The following is a 24,871-nucleotide window of genomic DNA, read 5'->3' on the forward strand; positions in this document are numbered from 1 at the left end:
GGGAAGGCGGTCTACTTCCCCCTCTTGGCAGGAGGGCTTTTTGTGTTTGCACCACTTGAGAGCAGCTGCCCTACCGTTCCGGAAATCCAATCGCTGAAGGCGCGGGCTGCTTTCGTGTCTGATTTGACCGACAGATAGTAGCTTTCATGCGCCGGTACCGGAACGTCATGAGCAAGTTCGATGAGACCCTGCTGCCTTGGATGAGCGGCTAGCAGTTCATGGACCAGGCAAACACCGTTGCCGTGAACTGCCAGCTGAAGCGCGGGGCCATAGGAATCCACGAATAGCGCCGGTGGTTTTGTCGCGGCACCCGTGGCGCGCGCCCAGGATTTCCAGCCATCGGAAATACCCACGGCTTCGATCAGGGGCAGGTCCTCAATTCTGCCTTGCAGGCCAGGGGCTTTGAGCGCGATCAGTCTGTCGGAACCGAGCAGGCGGGCCTCTTCTCCTGCCTGCTTTTGTGACCCGAAGCGGATCTCGACGTCTGCTGCGATCCGGGTGAATTCATCCGGCCAGACGGCGCTGATCAATCGAAGCGAGATGTCGGAATGGTCATCCGTAAAGTCCGGCAGCAAGGGAGCTATCACCCACTGAATGACGCTGACAGAGGCTGAAACGGTGAGCAGTTCTTTTTCCTGATCGGTCACGAAAGCGTCTGTCGCCGTGGTCAGGGTCGCCAAGGCGGTGTCCACCTGCGGGAGGAGCCGGCGGGCGTGGTCAGTGAGGGCAAGACCGCGGGCCTTGCGCTCAAAAAGCGGTACGCCCAGACGCAGCTCCAGTGATTTGACCTGCTGACTGACAGCAGACTGGGTCATTCCGATTTCTTCTGCCGCCGCTGTGAAACTCAAGTTTCTGGCGGCCGCTTCGAAGGCGCGAAACCAGTTCAGCGGCGGCAGTGAAATCGCCATGATCAAGTTACCTATAAGTTTGACTAATGCCTGAGACCAAAAATCAATCGTTTGTCCAAAAAGTCAAGGCGCCTGATATTGGATCGATCAGCCTGGAGGGGGCTGACACTCATTCTTGCAACCCGGCGACGGTCCGAATTTTCGACGTCCGGTGTTGTCGTGGAGGACGGGGATGGATCCAGACATCAGGAAAATCGTGACCTTTGAGGAGGAAGTCCTGATCGAGGGCTTTCGAAAGGCGGAAACGCCCTGGCGCATGTTTGCAGTCGCTGCCGTGGTGCAGAACCCCTGGGCGGGACGTTTCGTCGAGGACCTCAATCCGCAGATCCAGGCTTTCGGTCCCGTGCTCGGCAGCCTCTTGACGGAACGCGTCATCAAGCTGGCGGGAAGCGGCGATGCCGTTGAGGCCTATGGCAAAGCTGCCGTTGTCGGCCTAGACGGGGAGGTGGAACATGCCTCCGGCCTGATCCATACGCTGCGGTTCGGCAACCATTACCGGCAAGCTGTCGGGGCGAAATCATATCTTGCGTTCACAAACACGCGCGGACCGGCGAACGCGCCGATCATGGTGCCGCTCATGGACAAGAACGATGCCGGCCGGCGATCCCACTACCTGACGATCCAGTTCGCGATCCCTGATGCGCCAAGGGCGGACGAAATTGTCGTGGTTCTGGGCGGGGCAACTTCGGGCCGGCCTTTTCACAGGATCGGAGACAGGTACCAGGATCTGAAAGAGATGGGCCATGACGTGGACAACCCAGCCGCGGTCTGAAGCGGGCGCACTGGCTGTGGTCAAGTCGGGCGCAGGACCGCGCCTGCTGCTGATCCACGGGGTCGGACTGCGTGCGGAAGCCTGGAACGCCCAGATTGCCGCTTTGTCCGGTCGCTTCGAAATCCTGGCGCCGGATCTTCCAGGACACGGTGAGAGTACGGCTTTGCCGGCAAACGCTTCATTGCAGGACTTTGGCGACGCGGTCGCGCACTTGCTGGACCGGCCCACTGTGATTGCCGGACACTCGATGGGGGCCATGATCGCGCTTGACGTGGCATCCCGTTACCCGGACCGGGTGCAAGGCGTTGCGGCGCTCAACGCGATTTACAGGCGGAGCGCCTCGGCGCGAAAAAGCGTGCAGGACCGCGCCAACAGCCTCAGTGGCGCTGGCACGGCCGACCCGGAAGCAACGCTGACGCGCTGGTTCGGCAACGAGCCGTCCCCGGAACGTCAGGCCTGCAAAGACTGGCTTATCGGCACGGACCCATCTGGATACAGGTCCGCCTATACCGTGTTCGCCAGCGAGGACGGTCCAAGCGAGGCGTCTTTGAAAGCCTTACGCTGCCCGGCTCTTTTCCTGACGGGTGCGCTGGAACCGAACTCCACGCCTCTGATGAGCGAAGCCATGGCGGAACTGGCCCGAAATGGCACGGCCAGGATCGTTGAAGGCGCCGCGCACATGATGCCGATGACCCATTCGCAAATCGTGAACCGGGTCCTTTCGGAGTTTGCAGGAGGGTGTTCATCGTGAGCAAGATTGATCCGCGCGACTTACGCGATGCTTTCGGCCGTTTCATGACCGGTGTGACCGTGGTCACGGCATTGGATGCTGAAGACCGTCCTGTCGGCTTTACGGCCAATTCGTTTTCCTCGGTTTCGTTGAACCCGCCGCTTCTGCTCGTTTGCCCGGGCAAGTTCCTGTCGAGCTACGCGGTCTTTTCCACCTGCGAGAAGTTCGCGGTCAGTGTGCTGAGCGAAGGCCAGGAGGACGTGGCCAATATTTTTGCCGGTTACAAGGGCGACCGGTTCGCCCGTGTGGTTCATACGTGCAACGCACACGGTGTCCCGGTGATCGATGGGGCAATCGCGACGTTTTCCTGCAAGACACACCAGATTGTGCCAGCAGGCGACCATTCGGTTCTCATGGGTGAGGTCACGGACTTCTTTCAACGGGAGGGACGTGGCATCGGCTACGCAAACGGCCAGTTTTTCAGTCTCGGTCTTGAGCGCCAAACGCGCGACCCAGGAGCCACTAAGAACGTATGCGGTGCTGTCGTGGAGACAGCGGAGGGCGTTCTTCTCAGGCCGACACCGGAGGGCTACAAACTGCCGGAGTGCGTCGCTCCCGACAGGACTTCAATGAGAGAGTGCCTGCGAACCGAGTTGCAAGATCTCGGCGTGAGCGCGGATCTCGGACCGGTGTTTTCAGTCTTCGACGATCATGCCCAGGAAACCCATTTTGCCTATCTACTGGCAAAGGCAGGTCCCGTGAACGGGGCATGCGCGCTCAGTCACATTCCCTTCGCCGACCTTGCGGGCCTTAAATTCAACTCACCGGCGACTGCGCGCATGATGCAGCGCTTTGCAGAAGAGGTCCGCACGCGAAATTTCAACCTCTATCTCGGTGATTCGGTTTCAGGTGAAACCCACCGTCTGAACGAAAGGGCCTGAGCATGGAGTTTTCCCTTTTTGCTCACATGGAACGGTTGACGCCGGAAGAACCTCACGCCGAGCTCTACGAGAACTTTCTGTCGCTTTGCAGGATGGCCGATGAAGGCGGAATGCGGGCGATCTGGACAGGTGAGCATCACGGCATGGAGTTCACCATTGCACCCAATCCGTTTCTGTCGCTTGTCGATCTGGCTCATCACACCAGCAACGTCAGGCTCGGGACGGGAACGATCGTTGCTCCTTTCTGGCACCCGATCAAACTCGCCGGGGAGGCGGCCGCAGCCGATCTCATGACCGGCGGACGGATCGAGCTCGGGATCGCAAGGGGGGCCTATTCCTACGAATACGAACGGATGATGCCGGGGATGGACGCGTGGGAAGCAGGTCAGCGCATGCGCGAGACGACACCGCTGCTGCGAAAGCTTTGGCAAGGTGACCACGCGCATGACGGCGAGTTCTTCAACTTTCCCGCCTCGACCTCGTCTCCGAAACCGCTGCAGGAGGAGGGGCCGCCGATCTGGATTGCGGCGCGCGATCCGAACAGTCACGAATTCGGTGTCCAGAACGGGTTCAACATTCAGGTGACACCGCTTTGGCAGGGGCTTGAGGAGGCCGAAACGCTGATGGGACGGTTCAACGAGGCCTGTGCCTCTTGGGACGGTCCGCGGCCCAAGATCATGATCTTGCACCACACATATGTCGGTTCCGACAGCGACGATGTCTGTCGGGCAAGCCAGGAATTGTCTCGGTTCTATTGCTATTTTGGGGCCTGGTTTCAGAACAAGCGCCCTGTCTCACAGGGTCTGATTGCCGAGCTCTCGGAAGAAGAGATGGCTGCCAACCAGATGATGGCGCCGGAGAACCTCGCCCGCGACCTGACCATCGGAACGGCCCAGGAGGTTATCGACCGGATCAAACGCTACGAGGATCTCGGTTATGATGAGTTTTCGTTCTGGATCGACAGCGGCATGAGCGCGGAGCGCAAACGGGCATCGCTCAGCCGCTTTATCGAAGATGTGATGCCGGCATTCGGGTAAGGGAATTTGATGCAGCACTATCAGCTATTCATCGACGGCACCTGGACCGAAGGCAGTAGTGGTCTCGTCATGTCGAGCGAGAACCCGGCGACGGGTGAAGACTGGGCAACGTTCGCCTGTGCTGCGCCGGAAGATGTGGACCGCGCGGTTTCCGCGGCACGCCGTGCGCTCAACGATCCTCTCTGGCGAGACATGACACAAACGGCGCGCGGCAAGCTGCTTTACCGTCTGGCCGAGCTGATTGAAGAAAACGCCGCGCATCTGGGCGAAGTCGAAACGACGGATAGCGGCAAACTGTTGGCCGAAACCGCCAGCCAGACCAAATATGTCGGTGACTACTACCGCTACTATGCAGGCCTGGCGGACAAGATCGAAGGCCAGGTACTGCCGATCGACAAGCCGGACATGCACGTGTTCACGAAGCGTGACCCGATCGGTGTGGTTGCAGCAATTGTTCCATGGAACGCTCAAATGTTCCTGACGGCGACCAAGTTGGGTCCCGCGCTTGCTGCCGGCTGCACTGTTGTACTGAAAGCTTCGGAAATTGCCCCGGCTCCAATGCTGGAGTTCGCCAGGCTGGTTGAAGCGGCAGGGTTTCCGCCGGGCGTCGTTTCTGTGATCACGGGAGATGCCGAGAACTGCGCCATTCCACTGACCCGTCACCCGGATGTCGACCGGATTGCCTTTACCGGTGGACCTGAGACGGCACGTCATGTCGTTCGCAATTCGGCTGAAAACTTTGCCGTAACCACCCTTGAACTCGGCGGCAAGTCGCCCATCATCGTGTTCGCAGACGCGGATCTGGAAGGGGCGGCCAACGGACTGATCGCCGGCAATTTCGGGGCATCCGGTCAAAGCTGCGTTGCCGGGACACGCGGGTTTGTGCACCAGTCAATTTTCGATGCGCTTGTCGAGCGGATCGAAGAGAAAGCCAAAGCGATTGTTGTCGGCGACCCGCTGGATGCGGCGACGCATGTCGGGCCGCTTTGCACCAGCGCACAGGTTGAAAAGATCAAAACAACGCTGGAGAAATCCATCGCAGATGGTGCCAGGATACGGTTTGGCGGTGCGCCACTGGCGCAGCCCGGCAATTACATGGCGCCAACTCTGGTCGAATGCGCCACGCCACAGACGGCGACGCTGCAAGTCGAGATGTTCGGCCCGGTCATGTCACTCTTGCCCTTCGATACGGAAGAGGAGGCGATCGCGCTGGCCAACGAGACGCCTTACGGTCTTGGCTCCGGCGTCTTCACGCAGAATGTCGCGCGGGCTCATCGGGTGTCGTCACGGCTACGGGCTGGCATCTGCTGGATCAACACCTATCGGGCTGTCTCTCCGATCGCGCCTTTTGGCGGGTACAACCAGTCCGGATACGGGCGCGAAGCGGGTCTGGAAGCAATCCTCGACTACACGCGGACGAAAACGACATGGATCAACATGTCGGACCAGCCGATGGCAAATCCGTTTGTTATGCGGTGAAACCGTCCTGTTTCTGTCAAAACCTTAATTTGCGTCTGACAAGAAGCTGAGGTCATGTGTCGTAGCACTTGACATGGCCTCGTCGATTATTGGAAAAATATCCAATATTTTTTCAAATAGGGCACAGAATGCTTTTTGGTGGATGGAACAGGGATGACGAAACAGTCGTCGCCATGCTGGCGTCGGCTATCCGCCGGGATATATCCTTCGGTGTTTTGAGGCCTGACGAAAAACTCAAGATCGAAGCACTGCGGCAGTCCTACGGCGGCTCCAACCATTCCATGCGAGAAACCCTGCGGATGCTTGCCGCCGAAGGTCTGGTGGAGGCGACCAGCCAGCGCGGCTTTCGTGTAACGTCTGCAACACAGGATGATCTTGAAGACATTCTATTGATGCGGCTGCAGACCGAAAAACTGGGGCTTGCGCGTGCGCTCGACCGCGGTGACGTGGCTTGGGAAGCGCGCGTCGTTGCCGCCCTTCATGCACTCAGCCGTGCCGAAGCCGCAGTCCAGGCGCAGCCCGACGATGTTACGGCCCTGCAATGGGACGAAGCGTGCCGGGGGGCGATGGAAACGATGTTGTCAGCCTGTGGATCGCCCCGGCTGATCCAGGTGGCCGGAAAATTCTACAACCAGTCGCGGCGCTTTCGCCTTGCTCTGCTTCGGGAGGGGCGCATTGATTTTGCAGCCCGCGCAAACCGACTGGAGAGGTTGCAGAAAGCAGTCCTTGGCCGGGACAAAGACGCCGCGCTGTCGCTGCTTGAAGAAGATATCCGCGCTGACCTCGGCGCCTGAACAAAGACAAAAATAGACCTTTAAGGGAGGAACGGGAACATGAGATTGAACAGACGCCAGACCCTCGGTCTGATGGGTGCAGCAGCAGCGTCCACGCTGGCGGCACCTGCCATTGCCCAGAACAAGAAGATCGTGGTGGGGGCGCTTCGCTTCACTTCGCATTCCGGCAGCTTCATTGCCGTTGAGCGCGGTTATTTCGCCGAAGCCGGTCTGGACGTGGAACTGAAGTTCTTCCAGGCCGCACAGCCGATGGCGGTCGCGATTGCCTCCGGCGACGTAGACTATGCCGTAACGGCGGTCTCCGGCGGCCTGATTTCGCTCGCCGACAAGGGTGCCATCAAGGTTATCGGCGGGGCGCTTAGCGAAGAAAAGGGCATTGACGGTCAGAAAATCCTGGCATCGGATGCTGCTTTCAAGGGCGGGCTGACGGCGCCTGCGAACCTTGGCGGCAAAACGTTCGGAATGTCGACTGCCGGTTCGTCGTTTCACTACATGGGGTCCAAGGTGGCACAGGCCGAAGGCGTTGAAATGTCCTTCAAGCCTCTGCAGAAGGTCGGCGCGATCATCGGAGCGCTGAAGTCGGGCCAGATCGATGCCTGGTCGATCGTTCCCCATATCGCCAAACCGCTCGCCGGATCCGGAGCTGTGCACATTATCGGAGATATCTCGGACTACCTTCCGGGCTACCAGGTCACGACCGTTTTCACATCGGCGAAGAATGCGGCGGACGAGCGTGAGCAGACACAGGATTTCCTCGCCGGTTTCGGCAAGGGTGTCAGCGACTACAATTCCACGATGATCGACAAGGCCGACGGCGATGACGGTGTGAACGAGATGGTCGATCTGATCCACAAATACGTGTACACCGACCGGCCGCGTGAAAAGGCGGCTCCTTCCATCATCAATGGCACGATGCGGATCAACGAGGGGTCCAAGTTGAACATTGCCTCCATTCGTGACCAGCTTGAATGGTTCCAGTCGGAAGATCTGGTTGGAAAAGACATTACGATGGATACGCTCGTCGACGGCAGCTACGTCGAGACCTACGAGGGGTGACACTGAGACGCGCAGAAAAGCGGCGGTCTTTGCGGGCCGCCGTTTTCCATTGGATCAGGAACCTTTAGACGGCTATCAATCGGATATGGACATCAGACTGGACGCCATCAGCCATCATTATGGCGCGACGGAGGTGTTGCGCAACATCTCGCTTGACATACCCGCCGGTGAAATCGTCTGCCTTGTCGGCCCGTCGGGCTGCGGCAAATCCACCTTGCTGCGCTTTATCGGTGGGCTGGAGCGGCCGGAAAGCGGCCGGGTTTTGCAGCTTGGCACACCACCCGAGGGCAGCCTCAACCCGCTGACTTTCGTGTTTCAGGATTTTGCGTTGCTGCCCTGGCGGACAGTGAAAGGCAACATATCTCTGGTCCTGGAAGACCACGGCATTCGCGGAGCCCGTGCCAAGGCGATTATCGATGACGTCTTGAACCGCACACGGCTTGCCGACTTTGCAGATGCGCTTCCCAAACAGCTTTCCGGCGGCATGAAGCAACGGGTCGCGATTGCCCGGGCGCTTGCGGTCAATCCGGCGGTGATGCTGATGGACGAGCCTCTGTCGGCGCTTGACGCGCAGACGCGGGAATTGCTGCTCGACGATCTGGTGAGTCTTTGGACACGGCAGCCGTTTACGGCCGTTTACGTCACCCACAACCTTGCGGAGGCCGTTCGGCTCGGACACACGATCGTTGTGCTGTCGCGCCGACCGGGCCGGATACGCGAAATTGTTTCCATTGAAACGCCCATCGACCAGCGCCGCGCGGGCGACCCGGTCTGTCAGCAAAAGCACGACCTCTTGTGGGAGCTGATGCGTGAGGAGGCGCGCGCGGCGGACGAGGAGCTGATCGATGGCTGACGCAGAAGGCGTGAAACACCGTCAGGGGGACAGCCCGATCGAGGTGCGTTTTCGCGGTGGTGGATTCGCACCGAGATCGCGTCGCTGGGTTGGCGTCGCCGTCTTTGTCGTTCTGATTGCGCTGATCCAGTGGGGCACGGAAACCGGCTGGATTTCCGCACTGACGCTGCCCAAGCCAACCGATGTCCTGGCGACCTTCGGCCAACTTTGGGAAAGCGGGCTGTTGTTCAAACATTTACAGCCTTCCCTGACCCGCCTGGTGATCGGCGCGGCGCTCGGTGCCAGCACCGGGATCGCAATCGGAGTTCTGATCGGTCTGTTTTCCTATGTCAGGGCCGGCCTGGTGCCGCTGGTTGCGGCGATTTTCCCGATCCCGAAGATCGCGCTCCTGCCGCTCTTCGTGATCTGGTTCGGCATCGATGAAGGCTCGAAATATGCACTGATTGCCTTTGGCACGTTCACGCCGACGGTGGTGGCGACCTACGGCGCGGTGGACAATGTCGACCGCTCGCTGATCCGCATGGGACAGAGCTTCGGGCTTTCCTGGTCTTCTATCGTGCGCAAGATCGTCCTGCCCGGTGCCATGCCGGGCATCCTGTCCGGATTGCGTATCAGCCTTGCGATCGCAATCATTCTTCTGGTCGCCGCGGAGATGCTGGGTGCGGAATACGGTATCGGTGCCTACATCCTGGAAGCGGGATCGCTTTACGATCTGGAGCGTTTATTTGCAGGTGTGGTGATCCTGTCGCTGCTGGGGGTTCTTGTCAGCGCGATCATCGGCCTGATCGAACGGCGGTTGCTCGGCTGGCGAATATAAGAAAGCTCCGCCAAGCGCTCAACGCACACCAGACATCAACCAATTGAAATCAGGGGGCGATTGGAAAAACGCCGTCTGAACAGGGGTTTGAGACTTTGACGCGCAATGGACGCCTCGTCAAAACGGGGCTAAAACGGGCCTCATCACGGTACATTGGGAAAGTGCGGCCGGGTTGGAGGTTCCCCGGCTGATCCGGGGAAATACCCCGGCTCGGGGCCGGGGCGGCGATCTTTCGCAAGACTTACTGTTGCGGGCAGTTCCGCACTGAAGGAGCTTCGGTCGAGGTGCGGGTCAGCGACCAGCGGCAGCTCTGCACCGTCAGGCCGGGCAGGTTCGGAACCTGATCCGACGCCCAGATGCTGTCGGCGGCAAAGTTGAACGGTGTGCTCGCCGTGGAGGTCGGAAACATCTGGACCAGTTCGTCGGCGGGAAAGGTCGCGTCACAGGACTTGAAGTAGGCGCTGACAACCGAACCGTCGCTGTTAGTCGTCGCCTTGCCGTTATAGAGCGTGTATTCGTTGCCGAGTTCAGCGGTGTCGACATATTTGTAGTCGACTCGCAAATCGTCCCCGTCCTGAACGATGAGCAGCTCGATGTTCCAGCCCCAGCTTGAACTTTTGCCCGCAGTCGTGCTTTCGCAGGCGACGACCCCCTTGTAAGAGCCCGTCAGGGAAAAGGCGCTTGCCGGTGCAATCGTACCTGCGAGCGCCAACAGGCAGATTGCGGGCTTCGTGAAGTGTCTGACTGTTCGCATCGTTTTTGTCCTGTCCGGTGTCTCGGAGAGACGCCTTCAGCACGGGGTAAAGGCGTTTGCAGATCGATCAATTCAATTGAACAACGGCATTTCCTGCAATCTCCGCGGGTCCTGAAAGGATGCCAGTCTATTCCAGAAAAGAAAAGCGTCTGATCCGATCATGGCACCACCTGATATCGAACCGATTGCGCTGAAATGGTCCACGGCGGCGGCACGGCGCAAAGTTTGCACTGCCCTTTGCGATCACATTGCCGCAGGGTTTTCCGTTGAGAGCTTTCCCGACGCCGACCGGAAGACGGTCCGCTATTACGCAGAGCAATTTCCGGAGGACTTTCCGCCGGAAAAGCTGCGGGAAGCAGCGCGCCGCGGGCTTCTGGAATGGGAAAGAATAGGCAAGGACGGTGCGCGCGGCGATCTCGCCAAATTCAGCGCGACCGCCTGGGCTTTCAACATGAAGAACCGGGCCGGCTGGCGCGACAGGTCGGAAGTGGAAGCCTGGAATGTCTTAAGCAGTCCCGAAGAGATCTCGAAGATCGAAAAGTTCAAGCCGAGGAGCTCGGAGGAGATCGCCCTTGGGGTGATGGCATTGTTGACGCGCAAGGGCAGACAAGAGAATGACGACAGCTCTTCAAACGCTGATTGATCACATTGACAAGCTGGAAGCGCCCGACCGGGTCGCGCTTCAGAAACAACTGGATGAAGCGGGTGTGCTGGAGCAATTCGACGTCTGGCGGCCGCAGCCGGGACCGCAGACGGAAGGATATTTTTCCGAGGCAGACCTTACGCTTTACGGCGGGGCCGCCGGGGGCGGCAAGACAGACCTGATTGCAGGCCTCGCCTTGTTTGCCCATCACAAGGCAGCGATTTTCCGTCAATCCCTGAAGTCGCTGAAAGGCCTCATTGAGCGTATGAACACGCTGATGCGGCTGGCCGGCATGGGAAAGATAGCGGGCAATCCACCGCGCTGGACCGGCCCGGACGAACGGATCATCGAGTTCGGGCATCTGAGCCTGCCGGGTTCGGAAGACGACTGGCAGGGCCGGGATCATGACCTGAAGGCGTTCGATGAAGGCGCGCAGATGGATCCGCGCAAGATCCTGTTCGTGCTTGGCTGGCTGAGGACGACGCGGCAGGCGCAGCGGTGCCGCGGCTTGATCGCGACCAATCCGCCGCTGGGTGGACAGGGCGATTTCCTGCTCGAATGGTTCGCACCCTGGCTCGACCCGCTGCATCCGCTTTATGAAAAGGCCAGGCCCGGCGAATTGCTCTGGGCCGTTTTCATCGATGACGGCGACACGGTGCGCACGGTCTGGGCGGACGGGCCCGAGCCGGTGGAAGTCGAGGGCGAACTCAGAACGCCGAAAAGCCGGACCTTCATACCGGCACGGCGGCAGGACAACCGCTATCTTGGCGAAGACTACGACGCACAGCTGGACCAGATGCCCGAGCCGATGCGAACCGCGCTCAGGACCGGTGATTTTCAGGCGGCGCGCCAGGACCACGACTGGCAGGTGATCCCCTCCGAATGGGTCGAACTGGCGTTTCAGCGCTATGACGCCGGTCTTGATGCCGACAAGCCGATGGACGTTCTGGCGGTCGATGTTGCCCAGGGCGGCAAGGACAAGACGGTGCTGCAGCCGCTGCACGGGCGGCGGTTTGAGGAAAGCATCGTGCGCAAGGGAGCCGATACGCGCGATGGCGCCGAAGTCGGGTCCCTCATCGTCAGGGAACGCCGCGACAATGCACTGATCGTGGTGGATTGCACCGGTGGCTGGGGCGGCGATACGGTCGGATTCCTGAGCCGGGAGAACAGTATCCCGGTCGAGAAATGCGTCTTCTCGGCGCAATCGGGGGAATGCGCGAAGGACAGCCGGATCCCGTTCTACAATCTGAGAGCCCAGCTCTACTGGCGCCTCCGCGAGGCGCTGCATCCCAAGAGCGGGTTGGGTCTTGCCATAAAACGTTCGTCGACCGTGAAAGCGCAGCTGACCGCGCATCGCTGGAAGCTGAAAGGTGGCAGGATCCTGATTGAGAGCAAGGAAGAGATCAAGGAACGCCTCGGGACTTCCCCGGACGAGGCGGATGCAATTGTCGAGGCGCTCGGATGGAAGGAGAAGGCGGTATTCAGAAAAGTGTCGCGGACGGAACGAAAAGCGTTGGCCGCGCCATTGGAAGACCCGCTCAACGGCTTCTGATCAGGGAGCTGACTGTGCGCGACGCGAGCTACATTGCGGCCAATATGCGTGCTGAAGATCATCGGGAAATTGCTTGTCTCTGGGAAACCTGGGACACGCGCGCGCTTGGAGTGTGCGCTCTGGAAACAGCCGTTTCCGGAATGGTCTGGTCGGTCTGGTACGAGGGGCAGCCTGCGGCGGCTTACGGCTTCAGCCATGCATCGGCCTTCGATCCCGATCACTGGCAGGCCTGGGCGTTCGGCACGGACCGTTTCAGGCGGTGCGTGCCGCTGATGACGCGGCATTTGACCCGTCTGAGACCGACGATCGAGCGGGACTGCCGGCGGCTGCAGGTGTTGACGCACAAGGAGCACGACATCGCGCATGGCTGGATAGAGGCGCTGGGTGGCAAGCGCGAAGGCGTGCTGAGGTCGTATGGACGCGGCGGGGAAGACTTTTTTGTTTACGGCTGGGTGCGGCGCGTGACGCCAACCTGATACACCAGTGGCGCCGGCACAGCGCTTGAGCACCCGAGACATCGGTACTAGGCTAACCGCACGTCTTTCGAAAGACGGCATTTTTTAAAGTATTGCCTGGTCCTGGAGCTCTGACATGTCCCTGACGCTTGGCGCGCTGACGCCGGCCATATCCGGAAACATCACCCAACTCAAAGCCATCATCCTGGCGAGTTTCCGCCGGACTGAGACAAATATCGGCTATCACGCCGGCAGGCTGGATCAGGGGTACAAGCTGTTGTTGCTGAAGCGCATGCCGGAACCAAAGCATTTCGAGCTTCATGGCACGACCTTGCGGTCAGGCGGCAAGTTCGGATTGCCAAGGTCAACGGAAGCGGAAGACGCTCAGCGCGGCTCGGTGCATGACAGCATCGTGAGCCAGCGCGGGCAGGGAGGCTATCGGGATCTGCAGGAACTGGCCCTGGGGTTTACCTCGGTCTCCGGGCCTGACCGGTTGGTGAAGATACTGCCCACGACGCGGCACGATGGGGCGATGAGCCCGTCCGACCAATACCCGATGGGAGGTGGATTTCTGCAGTGGGACCTGAAAAAACCCGGTCTTCCATTTCTTTTCGCGGCCGAGTTCATGAGCGACGGCAGCGTCCGGACCAAGGACAGAACCTATCGGATCAATTCGGGAAATTTTCTGACGGATTATCCTGAGCGGGAAGAATTGCAAAAGTTCCTTCGACAGGTCTGAAACTCTGCCTCATCGACTACACGCAATTGGAGAGCCGGTCTTTTGCCTCGGCAAGTCGAACGGAGCTTCCTCTTACGCGTTGCTCATCGTGAGAACATGTGCTTACGATCAAGAGCGAGCAGCTTTGATTGATCAAAGCCGTCGTCCTTGGTTTCCCCAATCTGAAAGACGTGAGAGATGATCGATACCGCCACGCTGATTGCCTATGTCACCATCGTTCTCGGCTTCGTGTTCATTCCCGGACCGGCAACGCTTTTGACCGTGGCGCGGGCGACCGGTTCCGGAACACGCGTCGGGATCGCGACCGGGGCGGGAATTGCGGCCGGAGACGTTGTGCACACATTCATGGCGATTGTCGGCGTGTCCGCGATCATCGCGACATCGGCGGTGCTGTTCAGTCTGATCAAGTATCTGGGTGCGGCCTATCTGATCTATCTCGGGCTCGTCGCCATTTTCGACAAGACGCCATTGGATCTTGCGCGCGGCAGCAAGCCGATCACCGCGGCAAAAGCCTTCAACCAGGCCATCATCGCGGAAGTGCTGAACCCGAAGACGGCCCTGTTCTTCCTGGCGTTTCTGCCGCAGTTCGTGAAACCGGAAAACGGGTCGGTGATGCTGCAGCTGACCACTCTCGGCGTAATCTTCGTTCTGCTTGGGCTTTTGAGCACCGTGGTCTTTGCAGTGGGAGCAGGCAGCCTCGGCAATTTTCTGCGCCGGCATCCGGCTGTGGTGAGATGGCAGGGCAAGGTCGTCGGCAGCATCTATTGTGCGCTCGGTGCGCGGCTGGCGCTGCAGGAGCGGTGACAGCCTGTCGTCCGGGTGTTGCAGTGATACCCGATAACGGCGCCTGTGATGCATGCCAACGAGATCATTTCCGATGAAGCCGTCGCCGCGCGCCTGATTGAGGAGCAGGTGCCGGCTCTTGCCGGTTTGCCGGTGCGCCGGGTGGAAAGCTCCGGCACGGACAATGCCCTTTACCGTATCGGCGACGACCACGTGATTCGGTTGCCAAGACGGCCGGAAGCGGTGCCGCTGCTCACCAAGGAAATAACCTGGTTGCCATTGTTCAAGGCGCTTCCGTTGGAGGTGCCGAGACTTGTTGCCGCCGGCCGGCCGTCAGGCATCTTTGGACATGCGTTCGGCGTTTTTCGCTGGATTTCGGGAGTGCCTGCGTCGAACGAGGCGATCGGGAACATGAACGCGGCAGCCAGGGATCTTGCCGGGTTCTTAAGAAGTTTGCGCGCGATCGAGACCGCCGGCGCGCCACAGGCCGGGGATTGCAATCACCATCGCGGCGTTGTGCTTGAAGAGTTAGACGATAAGACGAGACGCTCCATTCACGTTCTCACCGACGAGATCGATGTTGCGCAAGCATTGTCGCTTTGGCAAGACGCCTGTTCGGTGCCCTTCGAAGGGCCGGGATCCTGGCTGCACGGCGATCTGAAGGCTGACAATCTGCTGGCACGGAACGGCAGGTTGCGTGCCGTGATCGATTGGGGCCTGTGCGCGGTGGGTGATCCGTCAGCCGACTATTGCGCTGCGTGGTCTTTCGTGTCACCGGAGGCGCAAAGCGTCTTTCGCGAGACGGCCGAAATCTCGGACACAGCCTGGCTTCGCGCAAAGGGATGGGCGCTTTACGGCGCCGTGATCGCGCTCAGCTACTATCGCGGCGGCAAGAACGAGCCTCAGTGCCGGCAAAGCCGTCAAACGCTGAGCCGGCTGGGGCTCCTGCGGGGTACGATCTGATTGTGCAGGAGGCCGGCGCTCAATAGCTGTCCGTTGCCGTATCAAGGAGAATGTAGATGCCGGCGGCGATCATGACGAATGGCGACAGTTTTTCAAAGAACCGCTGAACTTTCCGGTTTTGGCCCAGGCTCCTGGCAAGCAGGGTTCCGGCGGTAACCAGTCCGGCAACGGCAACCAAGGCACCCAGGAGCACGTGCCGGTCGAGAACTGCAGCCGTGTCGGCAAAGAACGCGGCCATCAGGATGAATGTGTCGGCGCTGAGGGCAATGAAAATGACCGCCGCACTGAAGACCGAATGCGCTGGTTTTGACGTATCCGCGCCCAAACCGTCGCGCGACATGTTTTTCCAGACTTCCCATATGCCGAGGCAGAGCGGCACCAAACCGAGATAGCCAAGCGCATGCGGTGTCAGAACAGTCACCCCGGCGCCGGCGACATATGCGCCCGTTACCACAAGCACCTGGGCGCCGAGAAAGCCGATCAGGGCCTGGCGATACCTGCCGGAGGTGGCGATCGCAAAGAAGGCGAAGAGACCGTCAATATTGGTCAGCGCATAGGCGAGCGCAATGGAAAGGGCAAAGATCATTTGCTGTTTGCTGTAGGCGGTGAGAGGCGGAAAGACAATTGGAATTCGGCCTCCGTTCAACCGATTTCGGCACTTCAAACAAAACCACACGCGAACGAGATTGTTTTTGCGCTCGTTGCGCGCAACGGAAAAGCGCCGGAGGCTGTTGTTTCTATTCAGAAATTTTGACGTTCTTGTCTGAGTATGGGTTTCAGACAACCGCGCCTGATGGACGCTTCGTCAAAACGGAGCTAAAATAGGCTTCATCACGGTACATTGGGAAAGTGCGGCCAGGATCGCACGACATAGGAGAGCAGCTTCTTCTGAGCTGCGCGCGCGGTTACGCGCGCATTGGTTGCATTGCAGAACAATTCATGAACATATTGCGGCGGCAAGGCAGGAATGGTTCTGATGGCAGATTTTGAAGATATCACCGGTTGGCAGGATGAACTGGAAGCGTTTGAAAAGACGGAAGAGGGACGGGCCTTTTTTGCCGGGAACAAGCGCTATCGCGGCCGCAAGATGCCTTATGAAAACGTGGTGCAGATGGTTGATCTGATCTTCGCGGACGAAGAACTGCATGAGGCTTTGAAGAAAGGGATTTGGTGGACCGCATACACAGAAGAGCACGACCTGGAACCCCATCAGGAAGAGTTCTGGGAACTGAATCCGATTGAAGCTCACGACACGCTCATTGCGTTTAAGCGCTGGTATCTGATGAAAGCACCAGTTCCATTCGACGATAGCAACCTGATCGTTGCGATATGGTTGGCCACCGATATCGAGGAAGGAAAGCTAACGTCTTTGAGAATCGGACAGGCCAAGGATTTCATCAAGGAGCATTATCCACTTTATGTCGCCTTTTCGGGGGAGACGAAATGATGGAGACGATTGTTGCCATAGACGCCTCCGAGGTCGGCCCGATCATGAAATATCTCGGGCTGGACGGATTGATCACCATCGCAAAGCGGGGCGATCATTTTTTTTACAGCAAGGACTTTGAAGTTGAGCTGGAGCGGTCAGGCTTTTTGAAGTCTCCAAACGGCAAGCTTTTTGAGGCCTGGATCAAGAAGCAGAGGAACCCTCCGAAAGGCTATACGCCAGATGTCAGCATTGCGGAAATCGATGATGTGCTGATCGATGAAATGGACGATTATGATCCCAACCAGAAAAGAAAGACGAAAAAAGGCGGGTATGAAACCTGGGACATGTCGATCCGCAAACGGATGGCCCTTCATCCGCAGTTTGATTATGAAATAATTTCCCGGGAGAAGGACTTTTACGAAAACAAGAACCGGAACAATTTTGATCCTGTCACTCGCAAGCACGCCAAGATCGTAGATGTCCCGTTCCGCTATACGACCATGAAAAAGTTGATGGCGGTGATGGTGGTTCATCCTGATCTCAATCTAACGAGAGAACAATACGAGAACATCAGGGATAATTGGCGCACGGCGTTTGGTGAGACCAAGGGTCGCGACCAGGGTTTTTTGTACTTTCCGCCAACCTATGAAGAGGCGTTGCGGCAACGGGCGTTTCGCTCAAAACCGCGCGGAGAAACATTTGGCCTCAGCAGCCAAGCCAACGCCCGCCTTGGCGTTGCACCGGTTGACCAGGGATCTGCTGTGCCCCTGTCTCCGTCAGGTGCACCTCTCAAGGGTCAGCTCGACGGTCTGACGGGAAGCCAGAGCGGCGGTGAGATTGGAGGTCGGATCGATCCGGAGGCCGGTCTCAGCGGCAAGGCGAGCGGATCACTCCAGGAAGGGCCAAGCATCGGCCGGCGGTTCATGACCATGCTGCGCAAAGGCGCGCCCGTCGTCGTTCTCGGACTGGCGATCCCGCCGGTGTTCTCGGCAGTCAGGGCGCGTGCTGAAGAGCGGAACATTCCGTTTGACCAGGCTGCGCGTGAACTGGGTCTGGAATTCGGTGAAGAAGAGTTCAAGGACCTGGCTGCCGAAGCCGGTGTCGACCTTGCGATTACGTTCACGCCAATCGGACCGCTGAAAAAGGCCTGGGATGTTCTGGGCAATATCGACGACATCGTCTCGCTGATGCGGCTTTACGGTGACGCCTATCCGGATAACGAAACGATCCAGCAGATGGCGGCCCTTGCCGATGAGGTCGCCGATTCTGCAGCGCTGGCCGCCTATGTGGACGGGCGCGACGCCCTGACCGGGGCGGTCGGCGGGGCCATCGACTTCGTGTTCGGCAGTGCTTCGAGCGAAGAAGAGACCGCCGAGGCGATCGGCAAGCTGCGCGGCGCGATCCGCGAGGGCAGCGCGGAGCTGGACGAAGCCGTGTCCCAAGGTGCGACGGCGGAAGAGCTATCCGATCTTCTGATCAGGCAAGCTGAAGAGAGCGCTCCGGCACCACTGGTTGCTCCGGACTTCCGCAATCCGGACCTTTCGCCCGAGCGTGTCCTAGAGGGCGAAGCACCGCTGTCGGATGTCGAGCAGCTGCCGGGGTCCGATCCGATCCTGCCATCGGCTCTGTTGCCTGAAGCTGGCGCCGGTGCGGTTGACGAGGTGCGGGCACCGGTGGAGCGGGCTGTGGAGCCGGGCGAAGACCGGTTTGCCCGCAAGACGTCCTACGACACCTATCGCAAGCTGGGCCGGACGCCGGAAGAAGAGAAAGAAGCGCTGGCCCATTTTGAAGACCTGCGCAGGGAAAGCTATCTCGACACCGGCAACCTTTACATGGCCGAGGAGATCGCGGTGGCGCTCTTCAAGCTGCAGTGGGACCGCTCCGCCTTTGCTGCCGATGACGGCACGGTGATGAAATACCCGGTTGAGAAGGCTTACACCGACCCGGAAGGGGACGGCCACGGGTATGTGCGGGCAGATGTCGAGACGCTCTTGAAGAGGGAAGGTATCCAGGCGCGGCGGTGGTATCTGGAGCCGAACGGCAAGACGGCATCGGACCGGGCACGGGGGATCATGGACCGGGACGGCTATGGCCCGCGCATGACGCTGAGCTATGACGATGAGGCCGGCCAGCGGCATGTGTTGACGGACGCATTCCAGGCGCATGTGAACGTGGCCCGCCAGCGCCGGCGGGCCGAGCTCGAGCGCGAGGACCGGGAGCGCGCCAAGCAATATGGCATCGACTGGCCGGAGACGCGCGACATGAAACCGTTCGAGGTGGCAAGAACCAGGCTGCTGCACGCAGCCACCCTGCCGGAGCTGCGCCAGCAGCCCACTGACAAGATGGCGGTCGACGCAAGACCGGTGCCTGTGGAGCGAAACGAGACACTACCCCCGGAACCTTCGGCAACACAAAGCCTCGCGGGATCCGGTCCCAAAAAACAGGGCGGCGAAAGCCGCCCTTTTCTTTTTTCGAAAGGAATTTGACATGGATGAGATCATCATGCGCCGGTTGCGGCACCTGCAGCGACTTGAAGAAAATCACGAGAAAGACTTTCTTGAGCGGAACGGTTCCGGGAAATCGGACGATGCGCTTCAGAGCAAAGACTTGTCCAATGTCGTTTCAGCGGACTGGAACCGGAAGCGCAAGCAGAAAGCGCTGTCCGCCGGCGGTAAACCTTTGCCGAACAACTGGCGCAGAGAACACTGGAAAACCCTTCAGTCCATGGCGGCGGATTATGCTGGTGTCGAAGCCCGCAAAAAGGAAGAAGCCCTGAGCGCGCTTGAAGCTTATGAAGCCGGCTTCACCCAGCCGCCGGCTGCCTGATCAAACCAAAAAAGGCCTTTTCAATGTCCGGCACCGTACACACATCCGTGGAGATGGCGAACCTGGCGCTCGCGCATCTGAAGGAAGCGCCAATCCGCGATTTCGATTATTCCTCGGTTGCTTCCCGCTGGTTCAAGAACCACTACGCAGCCCACCTGGACGCCTATCTGGCGCAACATGACTGGGATTTTGCGACGGCTCTTGTCAAGCTGCCCGCTGAAAGCGTCAGTCCTCCGTTCCGCTGGCAATACCAGTATCAAAAGCCGGCCGATTGCCTGCGAATTCCGCAACAGACCTTTGAGGGAAACCCGGACGGCAATGTCATCGCCTTTGAAGTGATCGGGGAGAAGATCCTGACGGATCATGAAGCGCCTTTTCCCCTGCGCTACATAAGACGCGTAACCCGGGAGACGGAGTTCCCACCGCTGTTCGTACATGGGTTTTCGCAGTTTCTGGCAGCCAGCGCTGCGCATGTGATTACGGGAAAGAACAGCCGCGCCGAAGCCTTGCGTCAGGCTGCGCTGGAAACATTTCAACAAGCCGGCAGCCATGATGCCACCCAAGGCACGCCGCTGCCCATGGTCGATCTGGAAATCATTACGGACAGATGAGCTATCACCTGCAAGCAACTTTCAGCCGGGGGGAACTGGACCCCGAGCTGATTTACCGTGCCGATCTGGAGTTTTTCCGGTCCTCGCTCGCCGAATGCCGGAACTTCGTCACGCTCAAACGTGGCGGCCTGCGCCGCCGCGGCGGCACCAAATTCATTGCCGAACTGAAGGACAGTGCGAGCGGCGGCTGGCTGATCCCGTTCGAGTTCGGTAACGGACAGTACTACATGCTTGAATTCGGGGATTTCTATTTCCGGGTTTACACCAACGCGGGCAGGGTGGGCACCGTCGAGGTCGCGACGCCTTACGCAAAATCGGTTCTGGCCAATCTGAAATTCGTTCAGTCAACCGACACGCTGTTCATTGCCGGGGGCGGTGTTGCGCCGCAGGCCCTGAAGCGGCTCGGCGAAACCTCCTGGACGATCGAAGCCATGGCGTTCGAAGACGGGCCGTTTCTGGACGTCAACATTTCGCCGACAAACCTGACGCCGGCGGAGACGGGCAATCCTGTCCCGGACATGACGTCGAACACGGCGCCGAGCGGTGCGGTGAGTGCGTCCAATGGCTCTTCGTCCGCCTGGCAGGTTTTCAACCGGTCCCCCGGGAAAGTGGTCCTATCCAGCGGTTCAACAGGCTGGGTGCAGTACCAGTTTCCCGCCGCCGTCGTCATTGACGCCTACATGCTGCAAGCGCCAAGCGACAACAGCCAGAACGACGACATGCCCTGGCAATGGAACATCGAGGCGTCCAATGACGGCGCCAGCTGGACCATTCTCGACTCGCAGGACGGGCAAGACACCTGGGCCTCAAGCGAATGGCGGGACTATGCCTTTTACAACGAGACAGCCTTTAGCCATTACCGGCTGAGCTTCACGCAAGGGGGAGGCGCCAACTCAGACAATTCGGCCATCGGCCAGCTCGTCTTTCACCAGTCCGGTGCCACGCAGACACCGTTCGACCTGACCGCATCGGATGTCACCGGCATCAATGGCGGAACCGGCTTTCAGGCGTCCGACACCGGCCGGCATATCCGTTTGCGCGGGTCCGACGGTTTCTGGCGGTGGCTCAAGGTTACGTCGGTCACGTCAACCACTGCAGTCAAGGTGCAGGTCTTCGGTCAGACGCTTCCGGACACCTCCTCGCAAAGCATCTGGCGCCTGGGAGCGTGGTCGCCAACGACCGGCTGGCCCGAGACAGTCGGCTGGCACAAGAACCGGCTGGCGTTCGCCGGAACGAGCGAGGAACCGCAAAAAATCTGGGAAAGTCAAACGGAGGACTTCAACAACTTTTCCGTTTCCCATGTGTTGCAGGCCTCCGATGCCGTGACCGCCGGAATTCTGTCTGGACAGGTTAACCGCATCCAGTGGCTGGTTGACGACAACGACCTCATTATCGGCACAACACGAGCCGTTCGATCGTTGGGCAAGGCAACCGTGCAGGACCCATACGGGCCGGAAAATGTCGAACAAAGTCCCGACACCAACTTCGGTGCAAACGCGATTGCGCCAATCAAGGTTGGGTCGGTGCTGTTTTACTTCGGCCCCTATGGCACGGACATGCGGGAAATGGCCTATGACCTGAGCGCTGACGGGCGGATTTCGCAATCGGTCAGCGAAGTGCAATCGCATTTGTTCCGGAACGGGATTTCCGGCGCCTGCTACCAGCAATATCCCGACAGTATCATCTGGGCATGGGATGCCAGCGGGACCGCGATCGGGTTCACCTACGAGCGGCAGCAGCAGGTCTATGGCATGCACCGGCATGACTTTGGTGGTGTGGTCGAATGCATGGCGGATCTGACCGGTGCCAACTCCGACGAGGTCTGGATGATCATAAAGCGGACGATCAACGGGCAGGTCCGGCGTTATATCGAGATCATGCAAAGACCGTTTCTGGGCGGCCAGATCGAGGATGCCTGGCATCTGGATTGCGCGGCCCGTTACAGCGGTGCTGCCGTCAATTCGCTTTCCGGCCTTTCGCATCTGGAAGGCATGGCGGTTGTCCTTTACGCAGACGGAACAGATTACCCGGCAACGGTTGCGGGCGGGCAGGTGAGCCTGCCGAACGGCCGCACGGCCGGCAACATCCTGATCGGGCTGGATGTCAAGGCGCAGGCGAAAACGCTGCCCTTTCCCATCAATGCGCAGGATGGTTCTGCCATGGGTCGAAAGACCCGTATCGACGACTGCAGAACGGCGGTGTTTGAGACCGGAACGCTGAAGGCCGGGTCGGACAACACTTATCTGGACGAGCTGATTTTTTATGAAGCGGGCGACAGCTACGGCGAACCGGCCCCATTGCGCACCGGTGTGCTCGACCAGGTCATCGAAACACGCTGGGAAGACGGCGGGCAGCTCAGTCTGGAAGCGTCCGGCGGCAAGCCGTGCACAATTCTCGCGGTTAATTTTGGAAGAGATTCGGAGCCATAACATGTGTCATCCAGCAGTGATCGCAGCAGTCTCTGTTGCGGGGTCGCTTGCCGGCAGCGCTGTGCAAGCCCAAGGTATACGCCAACAGGCGGACGCACAGGCCCGGGCTGAGGAGCGGCGGGCAGAATTGGCGGAGCGCCAAAAGGAAGTCAACCAGACACAGGGGTCGTTCGAGCGCAAGCGAACCCTCGAACAGTACCAGCGCATCATGGGTTTCAACCGGGCAGCGGGCGCTGAACGCGGCTTGTCGGAGACGGGGTCCTTGACCGATGTTGCCGACGACAACGCCTATGAGGCCGCGCAGAATATCGAAGCAATCCGCTACCGGGTTGAAGGGCAGCGGGACAACTTGACCTTCGAAGCCAACACAGCTCGTGAGCGCGCCCTCTCGCATCGCAAATCAGGGCGCATAGGGGCCTTCGGTGCAATTCTCGGGGGCGCGACCAGTGCGCTGACAACCTTGGGCAATACAGCCTATAAACTCGCCTCCGGCTGATGGGCGCATCGCGCTCTGGCGCACTCGATTTTTCCAACACAATTCGGATTACTTAGATGGCTCGACTGCAGAAATTCAGTGGAACGCAATCGCTGCCGGGTGTCGGCAGTCCGCCAGTGGTCGCCGATACGGCAGTTGGTGCCGCGACGGCAGACCTTGGGGTGCAAATCAGACGATCGGCAAATGATTTTGTTGATCTGGCAACCCGCGCAAAAGACCTCGTCGACCGAAAAAACGCGTTTGTCGGCATGAAAGAGGCTGAGCGCTACCAGCAGACGGTGCGCAGAAAGCTTTTGGACCGGCGCGCCGAAGCCGACATCGAGGCGAAAGGCCTTAGCGATGAAATGCAGGATTTTGTTGCCAAGACCGAAGCCAGCATCAATGCGCGGTTGCCGGACACGCAAAGACCTGTTTTTGCCGCCGAGTCGAAGCTGGCGAGGGATGTGCTTCAGTTCGACATCGCCGCAGCAGAACATGAGGAGGACAGAGCTTATTTTGTTGCCGGCATCGAAGAGACAAGAGAGCTTGCTGTCAACGACGTTTTGACGACGCCTGGCCGTATCGACCAGGTATTTAGTCATTTCAAAGGGTTGGTTGAAACAGCACCACTGCCGCAGCACATGAAGAGGAAAGCCTTGGAGGAGGCGGACCAGCGTCTTCATGAAGCCTGGGTCAAGGGGCAACCACTTGATGTGCAGATCAGCGGGCTCACTGATATTGGATCGCGGCAGATCGCTCAGGCTTCCCCGGGGCAGCCTGGCGCGAACAAGAAATCGCCCAGCGAAGGACCTGATGCTGAATTCTTTGCGCGGGCATCCATTCTGCCTGAACGCCAGCGAAACCGCCTTCTGATGGACGCCATCAGGAAAAAGGTCGCCGTGGTGACAGAGGAAGCTGATGGCATAGCCGTGCGAGTGGACACCGCGCACGAAGATGTCGACCCAGTGGCACTCAAAGGCAATCCGTTTCTGGGGACTGAAACGAAGTTGCAGTTGCTGGATCGCTACAGCGATGCGACCAGCCATCATGCGCAAGAGCTCGCGGCGGTAGGCTGGACAGCTTCCGCCGGCATGGCTGATCCTCTCGATCAGGATGATCAGCGGCGGGCTGATCTTGCTTTTTCGCATCTCTTCAGCAGCGGTGCTGACGCAAATGCATTGGCTCGGGGTTTTCTGCACAGCAAGGGCATGTTGCCAAACCAGTACGAAAAAATTCTGGTCAAAGATCTTGCTGGAACGCAGGTTGCAGATATTGCCCAAGCGCTCAAGTCAGTTTCGGTTCGAAAGCAGTTCGCTGACCGGAGTAGACTCGATTGGGGCAGCACAGAGCTGCTTCAGAATATGTCGGTTCGGCAAGAAGTTCTGCAAAGACAATTCGGCATGACGGTTGACGAGCTTGCCACACAGCTTGCGACTGCCAACCGACCACAAGCCCGCAAAGAAAGAGAGACCGATTTCTCGGCATTTTCTATGCCGAACACGGCGCTCACCTTTAACGCGGCTAGTCTGTTGGATCGGCTGTAGCCCTGAATATCCAGCATCGCGATCGATGCCACATTCGCGTGCCGAGGGGACCGTCTCATGCACCAAGTCTGCTCAGGACTATAGAGGCGCGCCCAGCATCTAAAAAAGTTGGCGCGACACCGTCGATGTGGATCCATTGGCGCTTATGAAAAAACCCGGATGGTCGGCAACCGGGTGCCTCACATAAGACAAGACATAAACCTGCGTTTCCTGGAGTTGAAGCATTCAACGCAAGCCTCAGCCCGGCCTGCTTCAGTGGCTGGCCTTGGGTGAGGCGTTTC

The 24,871-nt window shown here is 59.2% G+C and carries 25 protein-coding genes; 22 read left to right on the plus strand and 3 right to left on the minus strand.

Translation table 11 applies throughout. The features are described 5' to 3' along the window. Positions 1 to 11 precede the first annotated feature (11 nt). Positions 12 to 908: a LysR family transcriptional regulator gene (locus RBB47_RS12305; protein WP_305986100.1), complete on the minus strand. Its 897-nt coding sequence runs from the start codon at positions 906 to 908 to the stop codon at positions 12 to 14. 172 nt (positions 909 to 1,080) lie between these two features. Here RBB47_RS12305 and RBB47_RS12310 point away from each other — a divergent pair, with 172 nt between their 5' ends. From RBB47_RS12310 to RBB47_RS12350, 9 genes are all read left to right on the plus strand, one after another. Then, on the plus strand, positions 1,081 to 1,680 hold the full coding sequence (locus RBB47_RS12310; RefSeq protein ID WP_305986101.1) for an amino acid synthesis family protein: 600 nt from the start codon (positions 1,081 to 1,083) through the stop codon (positions 1,678 to 1,680). Next, positions 1,652 to 2,431: an alpha/beta fold hydrolase gene (locus tag RBB47_RS12315; RefSeq protein ID WP_305986102.1), complete on the plus strand. Its 780-nt coding sequence runs from the start codon at positions 1,652 to 1,654 to the stop codon at positions 2,429 to 2,431. Before RBB47_RS12310 ends, RBB47_RS12315 begins: the two co-directional genes overlap by 29 nt. Continuing rightward, positions 2,428 to 3,351: a flavin reductase family protein gene (locus RBB47_RS12320; protein ID WP_305986103.1), complete on the plus strand. Its 924-nt coding sequence runs from the start codon at positions 2,428 to 2,430 to the stop codon at positions 3,349 to 3,351. The genes RBB47_RS12315 and RBB47_RS12320 overlap by 4 nt, the downstream gene beginning before the upstream one ends. Before the next feature lie 2 nt (positions 3,352 to 3,353). Next, entirely contained in the window at positions 3,354 to 4,388 is a 1,035-nt protein-coding gene (locus tag RBB47_RS12325) for an LLM class flavin-dependent oxidoreductase (RefSeq protein ID WP_305986104.1), read from the plus strand. A gap of 9 nt (positions 4,389 to 4,397) precedes the next feature. Continuing rightward, positions 4,398 to 5,867 carry an aldehyde dehydrogenase gene (locus RBB47_RS12330; protein ID WP_305986105.1) on the plus strand — a complete coding sequence of 490 codons (1,470 nt, stop codon included), beginning with the start codon at positions 4,398 to 4,400 and terminating at the stop codon, positions 5,865 to 5,867. Between the two features lie 128 nt (positions 5,868 to 5,995). Then, entirely contained in the window at positions 5,996 to 6,661 is a 666-nt protein-coding gene (locus RBB47_RS12335; RefSeq protein WP_305986106.1) for a GntR family transcriptional regulator, read from the plus strand. A 39-nt stretch (positions 6,662 to 6,700) separates the two neighbouring features. Further along, positions 6,701 to 7,717 carry an ABC transporter substrate-binding protein gene (locus RBB47_RS12340; RefSeq protein WP_305986107.1) on the plus strand — a complete coding sequence of 339 codons (1,017 nt, stop codon included), beginning with the start codon at positions 6,701 to 6,703 and terminating at the stop codon, positions 7,715 to 7,717. A gap of 85 nt (positions 7,718 to 7,802) precedes the next feature. Continuing rightward, entirely contained in the window at positions 7,803 to 8,570 is a 768-nt protein-coding gene (locus RBB47_RS12345; RefSeq protein ID WP_305986108.1) for an ABC transporter ATP-binding protein, read from the plus strand. Continuing rightward, positions 8,563 to 9,387 (plus strand): ABC transporter permease, encoded by an 825-nt coding sequence (locus RBB47_RS12350; RefSeq protein WP_305986109.1) that lies wholly within the window; start codon positions 8,563 to 8,565, stop codon positions 9,385 to 9,387. The genes RBB47_RS12345 and RBB47_RS12350 overlap by 8 nt, the downstream gene beginning before the upstream one ends. A gap of 241 nt (positions 9,388 to 9,628) precedes the next feature. Here RBB47_RS12350 and RBB47_RS12355 read toward each other — a convergent pair whose 3' ends face one another. After that, a complete protein-coding gene (locus RBB47_RS12355) occupies positions 9,629 to 10,141 on the minus strand; it encodes a hypothetical protein (protein ID WP_305986110.1) in 513 nt (170 codons plus the stop codon). Between the two features lie 160 nt (positions 10,142 to 10,301). Between RBB47_RS12355 and RBB47_RS12360 the strand changes: the two genes are divergently transcribed. The 6 genes from RBB47_RS12360 to RBB47_RS12385 all read left to right on the plus strand — a co-directional run bounded on the left by RBB47_RS12360 (position 10,302) and on the right by RBB47_RS12385 (position 15,276). Further along, positions 10,302 to 10,784 carry a hypothetical protein gene (locus tag RBB47_RS12360; protein ID WP_305986111.1) on the plus strand — a complete coding sequence of 161 codons (483 nt, stop codon included), beginning with the start codon at positions 10,302 to 10,304 and terminating at the stop codon, positions 10,782 to 10,784. Beyond that, positions 10,756 to 12,336, plus strand: coding sequence for a hypothetical protein (locus tag RBB47_RS12365; RefSeq protein WP_305986112.1), 1,581 nt, complete (start codon positions 10,756 to 10,758; stop codon positions 12,334 to 12,336). Before RBB47_RS12360 ends, RBB47_RS12365 begins: the two co-directional genes overlap by 29 nt. Positions 12,337 to 12,350: 14 nt before the next feature. Beyond that, the gene (locus tag RBB47_RS12370) at positions 12,351 to 12,812 is read left to right on the plus strand and encodes a hypothetical protein (RefSeq protein WP_305986113.1); all 462 of its coding nucleotides are present in this window, start codon (positions 12,351 to 12,353) and stop codon (positions 12,810 to 12,812) included. A gap of 115 nt (positions 12,813 to 12,927) precedes the next feature. Beyond that, positions 12,928 to 13,530 carry a hypothetical protein gene (locus RBB47_RS12375; RefSeq protein ID WP_305986114.1) on the plus strand — a complete coding sequence of 201 codons (603 nt, stop codon included), beginning with the start codon at positions 12,928 to 12,930 and terminating at the stop codon, positions 13,528 to 13,530. A gap of 177 nt (positions 13,531 to 13,707) precedes the next feature. Then, positions 13,708 to 14,334, plus strand: a complete 627-nt coding sequence (locus RBB47_RS12380) for a LysE family translocator (RefSeq protein WP_305986115.1) — start codon at positions 13,708 to 13,710, stop codon at positions 14,332 to 14,334. 48 nt (positions 14,335 to 14,382) lie between these two features. After that, the gene (locus RBB47_RS12385) at positions 14,383 to 15,276 is read left to right on the plus strand and encodes an aminoglycoside phosphotransferase family protein (protein WP_305986116.1); all 894 of its coding nucleotides are present in this window, start codon (positions 14,383 to 14,385) and stop codon (positions 15,274 to 15,276) included. A gap of 19 nt (positions 15,277 to 15,295) precedes the next feature. On the opposite strand, the gene RBB47_RS12390 is transcribed toward RBB47_RS12385, so the two are convergent. Beyond that, positions 15,296 to 15,862: a cadmium resistance transporter gene (locus RBB47_RS12390; protein ID WP_305986117.1), complete on the minus strand. Its 567-nt coding sequence runs from the start codon at positions 15,860 to 15,862 to the stop codon at positions 15,296 to 15,298. Between the two features lie 390 nt (positions 15,863 to 16,252). Between RBB47_RS12390 and RBB47_RS12395 the strand changes: the two genes are divergently transcribed. The 7 genes from RBB47_RS12395 to RBB47_RS12425 all read left to right on the plus strand — a co-directional run bounded on the left by RBB47_RS12395 (position 16,253) and on the right by RBB47_RS12425 (position 24,590). Continuing rightward, the gene (locus tag RBB47_RS12395) at positions 16,253 to 16,723 is read left to right on the plus strand and encodes a hypothetical protein (protein ID WP_305986118.1); all 471 of its coding nucleotides are present in this window, start codon (positions 16,253 to 16,255) and stop codon (positions 16,721 to 16,723) included. Further along, positions 16,720 to 19,191 carry a hypothetical protein gene (locus RBB47_RS12400; RefSeq protein ID WP_305986119.1) on the plus strand — a complete coding sequence of 824 codons (2,472 nt, stop codon included), beginning with the start codon at positions 16,720 to 16,722 and terminating at the stop codon, positions 19,189 to 19,191. The genes RBB47_RS12395 and RBB47_RS12400 overlap by 4 nt, the downstream gene beginning before the upstream one ends. Position 19,192: 1 nt before the next feature. Continuing rightward, positions 19,193 to 19,531 carry a hypothetical protein gene (locus RBB47_RS12405; RefSeq protein WP_305986120.1) on the plus strand — a complete coding sequence of 113 codons (339 nt, stop codon included), beginning with the start codon at positions 19,193 to 19,195 and terminating at the stop codon, positions 19,529 to 19,531. A 23-nt stretch (positions 19,532 to 19,554) separates the two neighbouring features. Continuing rightward, entirely contained in the window at positions 19,555 to 20,142 is a 588-nt protein-coding gene (locus tag RBB47_RS12410) for a hypothetical protein (RefSeq protein ID WP_305986121.1), read from the plus strand. Further along, positions 20,139 to 22,571, plus strand: a complete 2,433-nt coding sequence (locus tag RBB47_RS12415; RefSeq protein WP_305986122.1) for a hypothetical protein — start codon at positions 20,139 to 20,141, stop codon at positions 22,569 to 22,571. The genes RBB47_RS12410 and RBB47_RS12415 overlap by 4 nt, the downstream gene beginning before the upstream one ends. Before the next feature lies 1 nt (position 22,572). Next, positions 22,573 to 23,067 carry a hypothetical protein gene (locus RBB47_RS12420; RefSeq protein WP_305986123.1) on the plus strand — a complete coding sequence of 165 codons (495 nt, stop codon included), beginning with the start codon at positions 22,573 to 22,575 and terminating at the stop codon, positions 23,065 to 23,067. Between the two features lie 116 nt (positions 23,068 to 23,183). Beyond that, positions 23,184 to 24,590, plus strand: coding sequence for a hypothetical protein (locus RBB47_RS12425; RefSeq protein ID WP_305986124.1), 1,407 nt, complete (start codon positions 23,184 to 23,186; stop codon positions 24,588 to 24,590). Positions 24,591 to 24,871: the final 281 nt, after the last annotated feature.

The organism is Roseibium sp. MMSF_3544, assembly GCF_030732845.1.
GTDB lineage: Bacteria > Pseudomonadota > Alphaproteobacteria > Rhizobiales > Stappiaceae > Roseibium.

What these genes read in the sequence shown, in the direction of transcription:
- RBB47_RS12305 (WP_305986100.1), bottom strand. Translation starts at nt 908, where the DNA reads ATGGCGATTTCACTGCCGCCGCTGAACTGGTTTCGCGCCTTCGAAGCG.
- RBB47_RS12310 (WP_305986101.1), top strand. Translation starts at nt 1,081, where the DNA reads ATGGATCCAGACATCAGGAAAATCGTGACCTTTGAGGAGGAAGTCCTG.
- RBB47_RS12315 (WP_305986102.1), top strand. Translation starts at nt 1,652, where the DNA reads ATGACGTGGACAACCCAGCCGCGGTCTGAAGCGGGCGCACTGGCTGTG.
- RBB47_RS12325 (WP_305986104.1), top strand. Translation starts at nt 3,354, where the DNA reads ATGGAGTTTTCCCTTTTTGCTCACATGGAACGGTTGACGCCGGAAGAA.
- RBB47_RS12330 (WP_305986105.1), top strand. Translation starts at nt 4,398, where the DNA reads ATGCAGCACTATCAGCTATTCATCGACGGCACCTGGACCGAAGGCAGT.
- RBB47_RS12335 (WP_305986106.1), top strand. Translation starts at nt 5,996, where the DNA reads ATGCTTTTTGGTGGATGGAACAGGGATGACGAAACAGTCGTCGCCATG.
- RBB47_RS12340 (WP_305986107.1), top strand. Translation starts at nt 6,701, where the DNA reads ATGAGATTGAACAGACGCCAGACCCTCGGTCTGATGGGTGCAGCAGCA.
- RBB47_RS12345 (WP_305986108.1), top strand. Translation starts at nt 7,803, where the DNA reads ATGGACATCAGACTGGACGCCATCAGCCATCATTATGGCGCGACGGAG.
- RBB47_RS12350 (WP_305986109.1), top strand. Translation starts at nt 8,563, where the DNA reads ATGGCTGACGCAGAAGGCGTGAAACACCGTCAGGGGGACAGCCCGATC.
- RBB47_RS12355 (WP_305986110.1), bottom strand. Translation starts at nt 10,141, where the DNA reads ATGCGAACAGTCAGACACTTCACGAAGCCCGCAATCTGCCTGTTGGCG.
- RBB47_RS12360 (WP_305986111.1), top strand. Translation starts at nt 10,302, where the DNA reads ATGGCACCACCTGATATCGAACCGATTGCGCTGAAATGGTCCACGGCG.
- RBB47_RS12365 (WP_305986112.1), top strand. Translation starts at nt 10,756, where the DNA reads ATGACGACAGCTCTTCAAACGCTGATTGATCACATTGACAAGCTGGAA.
- RBB47_RS12375 (WP_305986114.1), top strand. Translation starts at nt 12,928, where the DNA reads ATGTCCCTGACGCTTGGCGCGCTGACGCCGGCCATATCCGGAAACATC.
- RBB47_RS12380 (WP_305986115.1), top strand. Translation starts at nt 13,708, where the DNA reads ATGATCGATACCGCCACGCTGATTGCCTATGTCACCATCGTTCTCGGC.
- RBB47_RS12385 (WP_305986116.1), top strand. Translation starts at nt 14,383, where the DNA reads ATGCATGCCAACGAGATCATTTCCGATGAAGCCGTCGCCGCGCGCCTG.
- RBB47_RS12390 (WP_305986117.1), bottom strand. Translation starts at nt 15,862, where the DNA reads ATGATCTTTGCCCTTTCCATTGCGCTCGCCTATGCGCTGACCAATATT.
- RBB47_RS12395 (WP_305986118.1), top strand. Translation starts at nt 16,253, where the DNA reads ATGGCAGATTTTGAAGATATCACCGGTTGGCAGGATGAACTGGAAGCG.
- RBB47_RS12400 (WP_305986119.1), top strand. Translation starts at nt 16,720, where the DNA reads ATGATGGAGACGATTGTTGCCATAGACGCCTCCGAGGTCGGCCCGATC.
- RBB47_RS12405 (WP_305986120.1), top strand. Translation starts at nt 19,193, where the DNA reads ATGGATGAGATCATCATGCGCCGGTTGCGGCACCTGCAGCGACTTGAA.
- RBB47_RS12410 (WP_305986121.1), top strand. Translation starts at nt 19,555, where the DNA reads ATGTCCGGCACCGTACACACATCCGTGGAGATGGCGAACCTGGCGCTC.
- RBB47_RS12415 (WP_305986122.1), top strand. Translation starts at nt 20,139, where the DNA reads ATGAGCTATCACCTGCAAGCAACTTTCAGCCGGGGGGAACTGGACCCC.
- RBB47_RS12420 (WP_305986123.1), top strand. Translation starts at nt 22,573, where the DNA reads ATGTGTCATCCAGCAGTGATCGCAGCAGTCTCTGTTGCGGGGTCGCTT.